Annotated in this window: 13 protein-coding genes; 8 read left to right on the top strand and 5 right to left on the bottom strand. The window is 72.1% G+C overall.

Annotation, left to right across the window (positions count from 1 at the left end; genetic code table 11):
• Positions 1 to 43: 43 nt before the first annotated feature.
• Positions 44 to 2,341 carry a family 20 glycosylhydrolase gene (locus F4556_RS35555; protein ID WP_184923600.1) on the bottom strand — a complete coding sequence of 766 codons (2,298 nt, stop codon included), beginning with the start codon at positions 2,339 to 2,341 and terminating at the stop codon, positions 44 to 46.
• 17 nt (positions 2,342 to 2,358) lie between these two features.
• A complete protein-coding gene (locus F4556_RS35550) occupies positions 2,359 to 4,308 on the bottom strand; it encodes an RICIN domain-containing protein (RefSeq protein ID WP_184923597.1) in 1,950 nt (649 codons plus the stop codon).
• 194 nt (positions 4,309 to 4,502) lie between these two features.
• Between F4556_RS35550 and F4556_RS35545 the strand changes: the two genes are divergently transcribed.
• The 6 genes from F4556_RS35545 (at position 4,503) to F4556_RS35520 (ending at position 9,059) form a co-directional block, all read left to right on the top strand.
• Positions 4,503 to 5,045: an MOSC domain-containing protein gene (locus F4556_RS35545; protein ID WP_184923595.1), complete on the top strand. Its 543-nt coding sequence runs from the start codon at positions 4,503 to 4,505 to the stop codon at positions 5,043 to 5,045.
• 87 nt (positions 5,046 to 5,132) lie between these two features.
• Entirely contained in the window at positions 5,133 to 5,507 is a 375-nt protein-coding gene (locus F4556_RS35540; protein WP_184923593.1) for a hypothetical protein, read from the top strand.
• A gap of 67 nt (positions 5,508 to 5,574) precedes the next feature.
• Entirely contained in the window at positions 5,575 to 6,369 is a 795-nt protein-coding gene (locus tag F4556_RS35535; protein ID WP_184923591.1) for an alpha/beta fold hydrolase, read from the top strand.
• Between the two features lie 90 nt (positions 6,370 to 6,459).
• Positions 6,460 to 7,254, top strand: coding sequence for a hypothetical protein (locus tag F4556_RS35530; protein WP_184923589.1), 795 nt, complete (start codon positions 6,460 to 6,462; stop codon positions 7,252 to 7,254).
• Positions 7,255 to 7,396: 142 nt separating this feature from the next.
• Positions 7,397 to 7,798: a YciI family protein gene (locus F4556_RS35525; RefSeq protein WP_184923587.1), complete on the top strand. Its 402-nt coding sequence runs from the start codon at positions 7,397 to 7,399 to the stop codon at positions 7,796 to 7,798.
• Positions 7,799 to 7,802: 4 nt separating this feature from the next.
• Entirely contained in the window at positions 7,803 to 9,059 is a 1,257-nt protein-coding gene (locus F4556_RS35520) for an RNA polymerase sigma factor (RefSeq protein ID WP_184925724.1), read from the top strand.
• Positions 9,060 to 9,062: 3 nt separating this feature from the next.
• On the opposite strand, the gene F4556_RS35515 is transcribed toward F4556_RS35520, so the two are convergent.
• Complete coding sequence (locus tag F4556_RS35515; RefSeq protein ID WP_184923585.1) at positions 9,063 to 9,977, bottom strand: LysR family transcriptional regulator; 915 nt, start codon at positions 9,975 to 9,977, stop codon at positions 9,063 to 9,065.
• 91 nt (positions 9,978 to 10,068) lie between these two features.
• On the opposite strand from F4556_RS35515, the gene F4556_RS35510 reads away from it, so the two are divergent.
• The gene (locus tag F4556_RS35510) at positions 10,069 to 11,517 is read left to right on the top strand and encodes an MFS transporter (protein WP_376775769.1); all 1,449 of its coding nucleotides are present in this window, start codon (positions 10,069 to 10,071) and stop codon (positions 11,515 to 11,517) included.
• A gap of 74 nt (positions 11,518 to 11,591) precedes the next feature.
• Positions 11,592 to 12,371 (top strand): isoprenyl transferase, encoded by a 780-nt coding sequence (locus F4556_RS35505; protein WP_376775813.1) that lies wholly within the window; start codon positions 11,592 to 11,594, stop codon positions 12,369 to 12,371.
• Between the two features lie 23 nt (positions 12,372 to 12,394).
• Here the strand turns inward: F4556_RS35505 and F4556_RS35500 are convergent, their stop codons facing one another.
• Both F4556_RS35500 and F4556_RS35495 read right to left on the bottom strand, forming a co-directional pair.
• Positions 12,395 to 13,531, bottom strand: a complete 1,137-nt coding sequence (locus F4556_RS35500; RefSeq protein WP_184923580.1) for a N(5)-(carboxyethyl)ornithine synthase — start codon at positions 13,529 to 13,531, stop codon at positions 12,395 to 12,397.
• Between the two features lie 78 nt (positions 13,532 to 13,609).
• The gene (locus F4556_RS35495) at positions 13,610 to 15,130 is read right to left on the bottom strand and encodes a DEAD/DEAH box helicase (protein ID WP_184923578.1); all 1,521 of its coding nucleotides are present in this window, start codon (positions 15,128 to 15,130) and stop codon (positions 13,610 to 13,612) included.
• Between the last annotated feature and the right edge of the window lie 5 nt (positions 15,131 to 15,135).

Here is a 15,135-nt window from a genome sequence, read left to right as displayed (position 1 = left end):
TCACTCCCGGGCCAACGGCCTTCTCCCGACTTGTGACGTACCGTCAGCTGATCTGCCAGAGCTGCAGCGCCGAGCCACCGGGCGCCTGCTGGGTGACCAGGGCGCCGTCCGCCCCGGAGGCGGTGGTCAGCAGCAGGGTGCTCTTCTTGTTGGCGACGGTGTAGCCGCTGCCGGTGGCGGTGATCAGCCAGCGCTGGCTGTCGCCGCCGGTGCAGGTGGCCTGGACGACGGGCGCGTTCGCGGTAGTGGCGGTCACGTCGGCGCAGAGCCCGGAGGCGCCGTTGACCATGGTGTGGCTGCCGTCGGCGTTGGCGGTGAGCTGCCACTGCTGGTTGGGGCCGCCGTGCGGCTTCCAGGTGATCAGCTGGGTGCCGGAGGCCGTCGAGGAGGCCGGGTCGTCGAGTGCCTTGCCGTTCGCGGTGAGCGTCCGGGTGCCGCTCAACTGGCTGCCGTAGACCTCGAATTCGTACAGCGAGTAGCCGTAGCTGGTGCCGCGCTGGGTGCCGTACATCCGGATGTAGCGGCCGGATCCGGTGAGCCCGGTGAGGTCCTGGACGCCCCCGGTGCCGGTGGTGGTGGAGTGGATGGTGCGCCAGGTCACCGCGTCGTCGGAGAGCTGGATCTGGAAGGACTTGCCGTACGCGGCCTCCCAGCGGAGCACCACCCGGTTGACCGTCTGGGTGGAGCCGAGGTCGACCTGGATCCACTGCGGGTCGGCGTAGGCGCTGGCCCAGCGGGAGCCGGGGTCGCCGTCGGTGGCGAAGGGGGCGGGGAAGTTGGGGGTCTCGGTGCTGGAGGCGGTGGTCGGGCGGTTGTGCGCGAGGTCGCCGGGCTGGGCGGTGGAGGGCCAGCCGGGGTGGTGGCCGACGGCGGCGACGACCGGGGTGAACGCGGCGTACGTGGCGGCCGGCTTCGGGGAGCCCCAGGTCTGCTGGGCCAGCACCCGGAGCGGGTACATGATGCCGGCGGCGATCTGGGTCTCGGTCTCGGCGGTGGGGTTGTCGCACCAGACGTGGATCAGCGAGCCGGGGTTGCGGGACGGGTCGGCGAGCGTGGTGTTGCCCTGGAACAGGTCGGGCTGCCAACTCTCGTACATCCAGCGGGTGTCCGGCTTCGCGCCGCCGAGCACGTAGTACGTCGGGGTCCACGACTCGTTGGCCACCACGTGGCCCCTGTCGGCGAGTTGCTGGGGCGTCAGGCCGTAGCTGTACCAGTACTCGACCAGGATGTTCCGGTCCGGCTGGATCGTGCCGTCACCGGACTTGATGCCGTCGTTCCACATCCTGGTGGTCTTCCCGGCGGCCCGCACCAGCGCGTTGGACCAGTTGACGAAGCCGTAGTAGGTGTCCTTGGCGGTGGCGGTTGCCCCGTAGTGGGCGCGGGCGTAGCTGAGCAGCTGGGGGTACTTGCTGTAGTCGGTGACGTACTCGTCCGCGCCGATGTGCCAGTAGGGGGCCGGGAAGAGCGGCAGGTACTCCTCGATCAGGTCTTTGACCAGGGTGTACGTGCCGGGTAGCGAGAGGTCGATGAAGTCCGGGCTGGCGGTGCCGGAGTTGTTCTTGAGCTTGAGTTCGGGGTGGGCGGCCAGGACCGCGTTCATGTGCCCGGGGGTGTCGATCTCCGGGACGATCGTGACGTGGTACTTCTGGCCCAGTGCCACCAGGTCGGCGATGTCCTGCTTGCTGTAGTGGTCGGTGGAGACGATCTCCGGGTGGGTGGAACTCTCCAGCCGGAAGCCGTAGGTGTCCGACAGGTGGAAGTGGAAGTAGTTCAGCTTGAGGTAGGCCAGTTCCTTGATGTGCTGCTTCACCCACGGCACGGTGAAGAACTTCCGTCCCTGGTCGATCATCAGCCCGCGTTCGGCCTTGGTCGGCCAGTCCACGGCGGTGCCGGCCGGGACGGTGGCCGACTGATGCAGGAGTTGCAGCACGCTACGGGTACCGTTGAACACCCCGGTGTCGGTGGCACCTTGGAGGGTGATGCCCTGACCGACCGTCATCCGGTAGCCCTCGGCGGGCAGGGCGGCGTCGCCAAGCGTCAGCGCGATGTCCCCGGCCGCCGGGCTGCCGGTGACCACCGGGACGGTCCGACCGGTCAGGTCCCGCAGATCATCGGCGAACGTGCTCGCCTCGTCGGCGAGTTGGGCACTGTACGCCGGGTCGACGGCTATTCGGCCGGTGGCGGTAAAGGTGAACGAGCCGGCGCCGGCGGTCCACTGGCGCAGCGCCGGTACGGTCTGCGGGGGCCCGGCGGCGGCCTGTGCCGGACTGCCTGCCAGGCCCGGCAGGGCGAGTGCGGCCACGGTGCAGAGTGCGGCGATGAGCAGTCTGAGCAGTCGCATGGGGGCTCCCGAGGGGGTCAGCTGAGGGTGAAGGTCCAGTTCTGGGCGGCGGTACCGGAGTTGGGCTGCTGGGTGAGCCGGGCGCCGTCGGTGCCGTCCGCGGCGGTGAGCAGCAGGCCGCTGCGGACGGAGGCCAGGGTGTGGCCGCCACCGGTGGCCGGGGTGATCCGCCAGCGCTGGTTGTCGTTGCCGGAGCAGGTCCACTGGATGACGGCCGCTCCGGCGCTGGTGGAACCGGCGTTGACGTCCATGCACAGCCCGGACCGGGCGTTGCGGGCCGTCCAGCTGCCGTCGGCGTTGGCGGTGAACGTCCAGCGCTGGTTGTCGCCGCCGTGCCAGGTCCACTGGATCAGCTGGGTACCACCCGTGCCGACGGCCCCGGGCACGTCCACCACCTGAGCGGTGCCGGTGCGCCCGATCCGGTACGTGGCACCGGAGTTGACCGGCCCGGCGCAGTCCACACCCGGTCCTTCGGACGCGCCGATCGCCGGTGCGGCGGCTGCGGAAACCGGCGCGCCGAAGTAGTCGTACCCGCCGTTGCCGGGGACCACCACCCCGGCCGCCAGGGCCGACGACCCGGTGCAGAGCCGGTAACCGTCGGCGTGCGCGCGGTCGGTGGCGGTGCCGGCGGCCCGCAGGAGCGGGTCGGCGGTGCTGCCCGCACCGGCGGGGGCGCCGGTGACGTTGACCAGCTGGTTGTGGTCGAGCTGGTAGCCACCGCCGCGCAGGGTCATCGAGGCGGTGCCCGAACCGGCCTTCACCACCAGGTTGTTGCGGAACCTGACCTGCCGCGCGGTGGTGTTGTTCTCCTGGATCACGGACTGGCCGATGCCGGGCCCGACGTAGATCGTGTTGTTGTGGACGTCCGCGGACTCGATCGGGCCCGAGCAGTTCTCGAAGCCTCGGTAGGCGTCGTTCTGGCTGATGTTGTAGCGCACCACGGCCCCGCGCAGGATGCCGGTGGCGTTGCACAGCAGGAAGAAGCCGCCCGCGTTGTCGTGGCTGTAGTTGTACTGGAAGACCGTGCCGACGCTCCCCTGGTCGATGTCGTACGCCATGCCGTCCCGGGTGGAGATGCCGCCGCTCGCCTCGTTGTACTGGAACAGGGCCTGGTCGGAGTCGTACGCCCAGATGCCCGCGTTGTAGCCGGCCGAGCGTCGCTGGAACCCGGCGACGGTGTTGTGCTCCACCAGGACGCCGGTGGTGTTCCCGGCCACGATGCCGTCGCCGCCGAGGTCGCTCAGCCGGTTGCCGCTGACCACCACCCCGGTCCAGGGCACGAAGGTGCCCGCGCTCGGGGTCTCGAAGCCGGAGCGGTTCCAGCTGGAGACGAAGAAGATCCCCTCCCGGTCCACGGTGCGGACGCTGTTGCCGCGGATCGCCACGTCGTCGAACCGGGTCTGGACGGCGGTGCCGCCGACCGTCAGGTAGATGCCGCCGCTGCCGCCGAGGTCCTTGGTGTCGGCACCGTTGACGTCGTGGATGTCGAGGTTCTCCAGCACGAAGTGGCTCGCGGTGCCGTAGTCGGCCAGTTCGACCGAGACACCGCGCCGATTGCCCTTGCTCGCACCGGTGTTGGTGATCTCCAGGTTACGGATCTCCCACTGCTGCTGGTTCCGCAGCAGGACCGCACGCGGCGCCCCGCCGCCCGCGACCAGCGGGGCGGCGCCGCTGCCGTAGGCGTCGACGGTGATCGGCCGGCCGGGGGCGCCGGATCCCTCCGGAGCGAGCGTCCCGGCGCAGGCCGTCCCCCGCTTGAGCAGGATCCGGTCACCCGGCCCGAAGACGGTGGCACTCACCTTGGCGAGCGAACGCCACGCGGTGGCGGGTGAGGTACCGGCCGCGGCGTCGCTGCCCGCGGCGCAGTCCACGTAGAAGGTGGCGTCCGCGGCCCGGGCGGGCGCGGCGATGCCGAGGGCGCAGGTCAGCGCGCACAGGGCGGCAGTGAGGGCGGGGCGGATGCGCATGACGGCCTCCAGCCGGTGGTGAACTGCGCACAAGTGCAGCGCAACTCGCTTGTCCATGTCAATAGTTGATTGAACATCAGCCCGACCGAGCAAGATTGAGCATGCCTGCGGCTCCCGGCACCGGCCCGCCCTGGTGCGCGGCCGCAGGTTAGGCTCTCGGCGGATCATCGTCACCGGTCAAGGGAGTTCGCAGGATGAACGGCACGGTCACCGCAGTCAGCAGCAACGAGGCGTACTCCTTCACCAAGCCCAACCGCGCCGCCATCACGCTGCTGGCCGGGCTCGGCGTGGAGGGCGACATACACGCCGGCGTGACGGTCAAGCACCGCTCGCGGGTCGCCCAGGACCCCACCCAGCCGAACCTCCGTCAGGTCCACCTGATCCACCAGGAGCTCTTCGCCGAGGTCGGCTCGGAGGGCTTCGAGGTGACCCCCGGTCAGCTCGGCGAGAACATCACCACCAGCGGGATCGACCTGCTCGGCCTGCCCGTCGGAGCGCTGCTGCGGATCGGCGCCGAGGCGGTCGTCGAGGTCACCGGCCTGCGCAATCCCTGCCGGCAGATCGACAACTTCCAGGACGGGCTGCTGAAGCGGGTCGTCGGCCGTGACGAGGCGGGCAACGTCGTCCGCAAGGCCGGCATCATGAGCGTCGTCCTCAGCGGCGGCCCGGTCCGCCCCGGCGACCCCATCACGGTCGAGCTCCCGGACGGGCCCCACCGGCCCCTCGAACGCGTCTGAGCCCTCGCACTGCGGATAATGGCCACGCCGGACGCCTCCGTGTGCGGCCCGTACCGAACCGAAATCGAACCGAGGGACAGCAGAGCAATGACCTTGACGAAGGGCCGGCGGGTCAGGCTCGCGGCGGACATCGGGCTGGCCGACGCGGTGACGGGGACGACGGGTGCCGTGGTCGGATTCCTCTCCCTGGCGGCGGGCACCGAGGGCACCGTGGAACGGGTGGACGGGCTGCTGCCCGAGCCCGAGGAGGTCCGCGAGTACCGGCGGCTCAAGGCGCTGCTCGACGACTACGGCCACACCATGCCCACGGAGAGCCGGAAGCGGCTCGAATCGCAGATCGACGCCCTGCAGTCCGAGTGGTCCGCCTTCCAGGAGCGGGGGATCAGCGTGACGGTCCGGGTCCGCTTCGACAACGGGTTCGTCCTCGACGGCGCGCACGAGCACGTACTGACCGCCGTCTGACCGGCACCGGGCACGGGGCGGAGGGCCGGCGGAGACTGGAAAGGGCACTCCAGAGAGGACCGTGACCATGGGCGACTACGTGGAGCTCTCCGGCATCAGGACCTGGTACGAGGCCGAGGGCGACGGTGATCCGCTGCTCCTGCTGCACGGCGGCCTCTGCACCAACGAGACCTGGGACGCCCAGCGCCCCGCCCTCGCGGCCGAGTACCGCGTGTTCCTCCCGGAGCGTCGCGCCCACGGGCGTACCCCCGACGTCGCGGGCCCGCTCTCCTACCGGGACATGGCCGACGACACCGTCCGCTTTCTCGAGTCGGTGGTGCGCGGTCCCGCCCACCTGGTCGGTTGGAGCGACGGCGGGATCGTCGCCCTGCTCGTCGCGATCGCCCGCCCCGACCTGGTCCGGAAGGTCGTGGCGATCGGGGCCAACTTCCGCCCGACCCCGGAGGTCGTGGCCGCCCCGGCCATGCTGGACCATCTCACGCCCGACGGTCCCGAGCTGGCGCCGTTCCGCGAGATGTACGCCGCCGTCTCACCCGACGGCGCCGAGCACTGGCCGGTGGTGGCCGACAAGATGTTCCGGATGTTCGCCACCCAGCCGACCATCTCCCTCGCGGAGCTGGCCGGGATCGGCGCGCCGACCCTCGTCCTGGTCGGCGACGACGACATGATGACGCTCGAGCACACCGTCGAGCTCTACCGCACGATTCCGCACTCCGAACTGGCCGTCGTGCCCGGCGCCTCCCACGCGCTGCCACTGGAGAAGCCCGCCGAGACCAACCGGATCATCCTCGACTTCCTGGGGCACGATCCGATCCCGACCATGCTCCCCGTCCGCCGGGCGGGTGCGCGGCAGCCCGCCTGATCTACGGGACCGTGACGGCCCGCTCCAGCAGCCCGTGGACGCCTGATCCCGAGGGGCTCGCTGTCGGACGCTCCTGGAACACTGCGGTCCATGTCTCTCGCCGATCTCAGCCTCACCCAGTGGCGGTCGTTCGACCTGCCGACCGCACGGACAGTCGCCGACACCGCCGCCGGGCTGGTCGGCGGTCGACTGACCGCCGTCGAGACCGTCGAACACCTCGGTGCTCCGCTGCACCGGGTCAGGATCGAGCGGGACGGCCGGGCGTTCGCCCTGATCCCCGGCGGCCGGCTGACGCTCGGGTTCGACCTCGACGCCTGGCAGCCGAGCCCGGAGCAGGCGGCCGACTACGCCGAGAGCGTGGAGGAGGGCTTCAGCTGCGGTCCCGATCTGCGGACGCACCTCGCGGAGCTGCTCAGTCCGCGCCGGAACGTCACCCTGGCCACGGTCCTGATGGCAGTTCAGGACGAGCCACTGGCCGAGCCGCCCGCCGACATGCCGGCCGCCCTGGCCGCCCGCGGCCTGCGACTGCCGAGCGCCGACGAGTGGGAGCACGCCTGCGGAGCCGGGGCGGACACCCTCTTCCGCTGGGGCAACGAATGTCCCCTCGACCGGATCCCGTACGACGACGAGGGGCCGCAGTTCCAGCGGAACGCCTTCGGCCTGCGCATCGCCTACGACACCTACCGCACCGAGATCACCAGCGACCTCAGCTCGGTGCACGGCGGCGACGGCGGGGAGTCGGCCTGCGGTGCCTACGGCGCCCTGCTGGGCTGGCTGCCGCTGGCCACCGCCAACCGCAACCCGTCCCTGGCCGAGCTGGTGTACGGGCCGGACGGCTCGGACCTCACCGACGGCCTCTCCACCCGGCCCGTGCTCCCGCTCTGATCCTCTGTCCGGGGGCCGCGTCCACCACCTCCGGAGAAGTTTTCTGCGAAATCATCGCCAGAGATGTCGAAATCCCGGCGCGTGCCTCTACCTGTTGGTGCGGGCGCCCGCCGAGGGCGCCGAGGACACCGAGGAGCAGGTCATGAAGTACATGCTGTTGATGCAGTTCAGCGCGGCGACCGTCGACTTCCCGACCATCGACACCTGGACGCCGGAGGAGCTCCGGGCCCACATCGGCTTCATGGGCGAGACCAACCGCAAGCTGGCCGCCGACGGCGAGTTCGTCGACGCCCAGGGGCTGGCGATGCCCGACACCGCGAAGATCGTCCGCTCCGGGGCGAACGGCGCGCCGGTGGTCACCGAGGGCCCGTTCGCGGAGACCAAGGAGTGGGTGGCGGGCTGGTGGATCGTCGACTGCGAGAGCCCCGAGCGCGCGGTGGAGATCGCCGCCCGGGTGTCGGCCGCGCCCGGCCCGGGCGGGAAGCCGCTGAACATGCCGATCGAGGTGCGCCAGGTGATGTCGGCGCCGACCGAGGAGCTGTGAACCCCTGACCGGACTCGACCCGGCCGCCGAGGACCTGCTGCGCGAACTGGCGCCGCAGGTCCTCGGCGTGCTCACGCGCAGGTTCGGCGACTTCGCCGCCGCCGAGGACGCCGTCCAGGAGGCGCTGCTCGCCGCCGCCCTCCAGTGGCCCGCCGAGGGTCTGCCCGACCGTCCCCGCGGCTGGCTGATCCAGGTCGCCCAACGGCGGATGACCGAGGAGGTCCGCAGCGAACAGGCCCGGCGCCGCCGGGAGGACCGGGTCGCCGGGCAGCTGCCCGCCGACCACTGGGCGGCGCCGCCCGCCGACGCCGAGGACGCCGCCGGGCGGGACGACACCCTGCTCCTGCTGTTCCTGTGCTGCCACCCCGCGCTGTCGCCCGCCGCCGCGATCGCCCTCACGCTGCGGTCGGTCGGCGGCCTGACCACCGGTCAGATCGCGGACGCCTTCCTGGTCCCCGAGGCGACCATGGGGCAGCGGATCAGCCGGGCCAAACAGCGGATCAGGAGCTCCGGGATCCCGTTCCGGATGCCCGCGCCCGAGGACCGGCCGGCCCGGCTCGCCTCGGTGCTGCACGTGCTCTACCTGATCTTCAACGAGGGCTACGCCAGCAGCGCGGGCCCCGACCTCCAGCGGGTCGAACTCTCCCGCGAGGCGATCCGGCTGACCCGCGCCCTGCACAGCGCGCTGCCCGAGCACAGCGAGGTCACCGGTCTGCTCGCGCTCATGCTGCTCAACCACGCCCGCAGCCGGGCCCGCACCGACGGCCTGGGCGAACTGGTCCCGCTCGCCGAGCAGGACCGCAGCCGCTGGGACACCGAAGCGATCGCCGAGGGCATCGCGCTGATCACCGCCGCCCTCCCGCGCGGCCCGGTCGGCCCGTACCAGGTGCAGGCGGCGATCGCCGCCGTCCACGACGAGGCCGCGACCGCCGAGGAGACCGACTGGCCACAGATCCTCGCGCTGTACGGGGTGTTGGAGCGGCTCGCCCCCAGCCCGGTGGTCGCCCTCAACCGGGTCGTCGCCACCGCCATGGTGCACGGCCCGGCCGTCGGCCTGGCCGAACTGGACGCCCTGCGGGACGACGGGCGCCTGACCGGCCGTCACCGGCCCGCCGTGGTCCGCGGCTACCTGCTGGAGCTCTCCGGCGACCGGGCCGGCGCCGCCGAGCAGTACCGCGCCGCCGCCCGGCACACCGCCAGCCTTCCGGAGCGCCACCACCTGACGATACGGGCGGCCCGGCTCGCCCAACCACTTGACTGAGGCTCAGCCGACCGGCGCGGTCATCAGCTCTCTGACCCGCTCACGCAGCCACGCGTGCGCGGGGTCGGCGTCGTGCCGGGGGTGCCAGGCGAGGGCGAACGGCAGCGGGGGCAGCGTCAGCGGGATCTCGAAGACGGCCAGGCCGAGCGCGTCGGCCAGGCCGCGCGACCGGCTGGCGGCCAGGCCCACCAGATCACTGTCGAGCAGCATGAACAGCGCGGCGGGGTAGGTCGGCGCACTGCCCAACACCCGCCGGGACAGGCCGAGTTCGGCCAGCGCGGTGTCGATCGGGCCGTGCAGCAGACCGCGCCGGGAGACGCTCAGCTGCGGGGCGGCGGCGAACCGCTCCGGGGTGACCGGACCGCCGGTCAGCAGCGGGTGCCCGGGGCGGACCACCGCGACCATCCGGTCGTCGAAGAGGTGCTCGACCCGTACCTCGGGCGCGGTGGTGTCGATCACCCCGACCTCCAGATCGGCGCCGCCCTCGCGCAGCGTCGGCGCGTCCAGGTGGCTCTCGGCCAGGAACCGCAGCCGCACCCCGGGCGCCTCGGCCGCCGCCCGGGCCAGCAGGGCCGCCCCGTACGAGGCGGCGAACGCGTCGTGGGCGAGCACGGTGAAGGTGCGCGACAGCGTGCCGAGATCCACCTGCCCGGTGGGGGTGAACAGCGCCTGGGCCCGCTCGACCACCGCCCGCACCTCCGCCCGCAGCGAGAGCGCGTGCGGGGTCGGCACCATGCCGCGTCCGGCCCGGACCAGCACCGGATCGCCGAGCGCCTTGCGGATCCGGCCCAGCGTGCGGCTCATCGCGGGCTCCGAGAGGTGCATCCGCCGGGCCGCCCCGGAGACGCTGCCCTCCTCCAGCAGCAGGTCGAGGGCGATCAGCAGGTTGAGGTCCAGACTGGATTGCGTCACACGCATTCATCCCTTGTGAAACATGCACTGGAAGACAGGAGCCGGTCGCCCTACGGTGACAGACACACCGTCAACCACGCCAGCTCCAGGGGGAGCCTTGTCCACGCCTGCCCGAACGCCCGTCCCGGCACCCGCCGCCGCCACCACCCCACCCGGCCGACTGGTGGTGTTCGCCGTCTGCGCCTGCGTGCTGGTCGCCCAGAGCATGGTCGCCGCGATCAACCTGATGATTCCGCAACTCGCCGACTCCGGGCTCGACTTGAGCTCCAGTCAGCTGGTCTGGGCGGTCGACGCCTACGTGATCGTGTTCGCCGGCCTGCTGATCCCCGCCGGGGCGCTCGGCGACCGGTACGGCCGTCGGCGCGCGCTGCTGGCCGGGCTCGGCCTGTTCGCACTCGGCGCGGCGGTCAGTGCCCTGGCCACCGGGCCGGTGCTGCTGATCGCGGGGCGGGCCGGTTCGGGCGCCGGGGCGGCACTGATCATGCCCGCCACCATGTCGATCCTGGTCCAGCTGGCCGGCCCCGAAGGCCGGGCCCGCGCGCTGGCCTCCTGGACGCTCGCCCTCGGCCTCGGCGGTCTCGCGGGCAACGTCGGCGGCGGACTGGTCGCCCAATTCCTGCCCTGGCAGGCGCTGTTCTGGTCGATGCTCCCGCTGGCCGCCGTCCTCGCCTGCGCCGTCGCCCGCACCGTGCCCGACTCGCCCCGGCACCCCGCCGCCACCGACGGCCTCGGCTCCCTGCTGCTGATCAGCGGTCTGGCCGCCGTGCTCTACGGCATCATCGAGGGCCCCTCGCAGGGCTGGGCAGCGGTCCGGGTCCTGACCGGCTTCGCCGTCGGCGCGCTGCTCCTCGCGCTCTTCACCGGCCACGCGCTCCGGGCCACCCACCCGCTCGTCGACCCCCGACTGTTCCGCAACCGGCGCCTGCGGGCCGCCGCCCTCGGCTCGGCCGCGAGCTTCTTCGGCCTGTTCGCGCTGTTCTACGTCAACTCCCAGTACCTGCAGTACGTCAAGGGCTTCTCGGCCGCGCTCACCGGCCTGGCCATCGTGCCCCTCACCGTCGGCATGACCCTGGCCCCCAAGGCCGCCGTCCGCCTCCAGGCCCGCTACGGCCCGCGCCCGCTGATCGGCGGCGGCCTGCTGCTGATCGGCCTCGGCCTGCTCTGCGTCTCCACCGCCGACGCGGGCACGCCCTACCCGCTGTACGCCGCCTACCTGCTGGTGCTCTCCTGCGGCATGGGCCTCTCCGCACCCGCACTCGCCTTCGGCGTCGTCTCCGAACTCCCGCCCGGCCAGGCCGGATTGGGCGCCGGCCTGAACACCGCAGCCCGCGAGATCGGCGCCGCCCTCGGTGTCGCGGCGGTCGGCACGGTCCTCGCCGCCCACTCCGGCGGCCACCCCACCGGGGCGGCGGAATTCGTCCCGGCCATGGCCCTCGGCCTCCGCCTGGTCGCCCTCCTGGTCCTGGCCGCCGCAGCGGCAGCCACCCTCGGCTACCGCGCCGACCGGCAGGGCGGCATTCACTCCGTCAAGTACCAGCCCGAATAGGGGGATTGACGCTCCGCCTGGTACGTTCGTCGTCCAGTTGATCCGGATTTGTCCCTGGAGGGCCCATGGCACTTCTGCCCGCGTGGATGCGCAACGCCGCGATGCCGATCTACGAGCAGCGCGTCATGAAGGGCCTGGCCGGTCTCCCCCGGCCCCGGCACGTCGGGATCATGCTGGACGGCAACCGCCGCTGGGCCCGCCAGATGGGCCACACGGACGTCGCCGAAGGCTACCGCGTCGGCGGGGCCAAGGCCGAGGAGTTCCTGACCTGGTGCGCGGCGGCGGACATCGGCCACGTCAGCCTGTTCATGCTCTCCGACGACAACGTGTCCGGCCGCCCCGAGCACGAACTCGTCCCGCTGCTGCGCATCATCGAGGACACTGTCACCGGCCTGGCCGCCCCCGGAAAGCCGTGGCGCGTCAACGTGATCGGCTCCCTCGACCTGCTACCGGGCGAGCACGCCGCCGCCCTGAAGGAGGCCGCCGCCGCGACCGCCGGCCGCACGGGCCCGCAGGTGGACGTCGCGATCGGGTACGGGGGCCGCCGCGAGATCGTGGACGCGGTCCGGACGGCGTTCCGCCAGCACATCGACGCGGGCGGCGACCCCGCTGAGTTCGCCGACCGCATCGACATCGAGGACATCAGCGCGAACCTGTACTCCGCCGCCGGCGCCGACGCCACCGACCTGGTCATCCGCACCAGCGGCGAGCAGCGGATGTCCGGCTTCCTGCTCTGGCAGTCCGCGTACTCCGAGTTCCACTTCGTGGACGTGTACTGGCCCGCGTTCCGCCGGGTGGACTTCCTCCGGGCCCTGCGCTCCTACGCCGAACGCGACCGCCGCTACGGCAAGTAGGAGCGCACCCGGGCGCACCCGGCTCAGTGGTGCGGGTGCTCCGGGGCGCGGTCCTGGAAGGCGAGGATGGCGGGGTTCTGGATGACGCCGTCGCGGATCTCGGTGGCGCGGCGGATCGTCTCGCTGGTGTCCCAGGCCGCGGATCCGGTGAGGACCGCGCCCAGGAAGGGCAGCAGCGCTTCACTGTTCTCCCAGGTCGCGGAGTTCCACAGGTAGGACGGGCTGTGGTCGACACCGTAGTAGCGGACGTTGTCGCCCACCACGAAGGTCGGCTCGGTGAACGTGGTGGGACGCGCCCAGCTGAAGCCCATGCCCTCGTCGCAGGAGACGTCGATGACCAGGGTGCCCGGCGCGAGCAGGCCGAGGTCCTCCTCGTCGAGGAAGACCAGCGGCGCGGCGGTGTCCTGCAGGACGCAGTTCACGATGATGTCGTGCTCGGCGAGGAAGCCCGCCAGCGGGATCCGGCCGTCCTCGGTGAGGGCGTGGATCGGGCGCGGTTCGGCGGCGTCCCGGTCGAACTGGACGATCCGCGCCGAGTGGATGGGCGAACTGACGGCGGTGACGCCCCGTTGGGTGAGCACGTCGACGTCGTGCACGCCGAGGGCGGCCAGGGCGGTGACCGCGCCTCGGGCCGTCGCGCCGAAACCGATCACGGCGGCGCGCAGCCGGCGGCCGTAGTCACCGGTCGACCCGTTGATCTGCAAGGCGTGCAGGACGGAGGAGTAGCCGGCCAGTTCGTTGTTCTTGTGGAAGACGTGCAGGTTGAACGAGCCGTCGTTGGTCCAGTGGTTCATCGCCTCGAAGGCGATGACCGTCAGCTTCCGGTCGATGGCCAGCTGGGTGAGCTCCCGGTCCTGCACGCAGTGCGGCCAGCCCCACAGGACCTGGCCGTCGCGCAGGTCCGCGAGGTCCGCCGCCAAGGGCTTGGCGAGCAGGATGACGTCGCACTCGGCGATCAGCTCATCGCGCGAACGGAAGCCTCCGACCAGTGACTTCAACGATTCGTCCGTGAACCCGAAGCGCTCGCCGTAGCCGTGTTCGAGGAAGATGTCGCTGCGCAACTCGGGGTCGATCCGGTCGAAGTGCGCGGGGTGGATGGGCCGCCGGAACTCGTTCTCCTTGCGGGACTGCGCAAGTACGCCGAGGCTGAGCTGCTTCATTCGGTTCCCTCTTGTGGTGGTGATCCGACAGCTCTTCGCTGAAGTGACGCCTGGTGAGTTCCGGCGGCGGCCGTACGGCTACGCGGCGAGGCCGACCCGCCCGCCCGAGCGGCCCGAACGGCCGGTGGAACCGCCGCGGCTGCCCGAACCGGTACCACCGCTGCGGGTGCCCGAACCCGAGCCGCCGCCACGGCGGTCACGGGCCCGGCCCCGGCCGCCGGCCGAGGGGCTGCGGCGCGGCCGCTCCCGCACCGGGTCGGCCACCACGACGGGCTCCCCGGTCGGGACCCGGGCGCCGGTGATCCGGGCCAGTTCCTCGTCCGTGGAGTGCACCTTGACGGAGCCGGGGACGAGGGCGGCGGCGGTCATCATCCGGGCCATCTCGCGGCGTTGGTTGGGCAGCACGAGGGTGACCACGGTGCCGGACTCCCCCGCGCGGGCGGTCCGGCCGCCGCGGTGCAGGTAGTCCTTGTGGTCGGTCGGCGGGTCGATGTTGACCACCAGGTCAAGACCGTCCACGTGGATGCCGCGGGCGGCCACGTTGGTGGCGATCAGCGCGGTCACCGCACCCGAGCGGAACTGGTCCAGGGTCCGGGTGCGCTGCGGCTGGGACTTGCCGCCGTGCAGGGCGGCCGCCCGGACGCCGACGGCCAGCAGGTTCTCCACCAGCCGGTCCGCGCCGTGCTTGGTGTCGGTGAACATGATGACCCCGCCGTCACGGGAGGCGATCCGGGCCACCACGGCGTTCTTGTCGTGGCCCTGCACGTGCAGGAGGTGGTGCTCCATCGTGCTGACCGTGGCGGCCGTCGGGTCGACCGAGTGGACCACCGGGTCGCTGAGGAAGCGGCGGACCAGCTTGTCGACGTTGCGGTCCAGCGTGGCGGAGAACAGCATCGTCTGGCCGCCCTCCTCGACCTGCGTCAGCAGCTCGGTGACCTGCGGCATGAAGCCCATGTCGGCCATCTGGTCGGCCTCGTCGAGGACGGTCACGCCGACCTGGTCGAGCAGGCAGTCACCGCGCTGGATCAGGTCCTTGAGCCGGCCCGGGGTGGCGACGACGACCTCGGCCCCACGGTGCACCGCCATCGCCTGACGGCCGATCGACATACCGCCGACCACGGTCACCATCCGGAGCCGGAGCGACTGGGCGTACGGGGTGAGCGCCTCGGTGACCTGCTGCGCGAGCTCGCGGGTCGGCACCAGCACCAGGGCCAGCGGACGGCGGGGCTCGGCGCGGCGGCCGGCGGTCCGGGCGAGCAGCGCGAGGCCGAACGCGAGGGTCTTGCCGGAGCCGGTCCGGCCACGGCCCAGCACGTCCCGGCCGACCAGGGTGTTCGGCAGCGTGGCCGCCTGGATCGGGAACGGCGCGGTGACGCCCTGGCGGGTGAGCGTGGTCAGCAGCGCGTGCGGCATGTCCAGCTCGGCGAAGGACTCGACGGCGGGGAGCGCCGGAGTCGTGGTGACGGGCAGCGCGAACTCGCCCTGGGGGGCGGAGCGCTGACGGTTCGACGGGCCGGACGAGCGCGAGCCGCCGGAGCGCGAACCCTGTGCGGAACGGGAGTTGGCATTCTGGTACGACGAACGGCTGGAACGGTTCATGGATT

It is taken from the genome of Kitasatospora gansuensis, assembly GCF_014203705.1.
Taxonomy (GTDB): Bacteria; Actinomycetota; Actinomycetes; order Streptomycetales; family Streptomycetaceae; genus Kitasatospora; species Kitasatospora gansuensis.
This window is presented reverse-complemented; position numbering and strand designations above follow the sequence as displayed.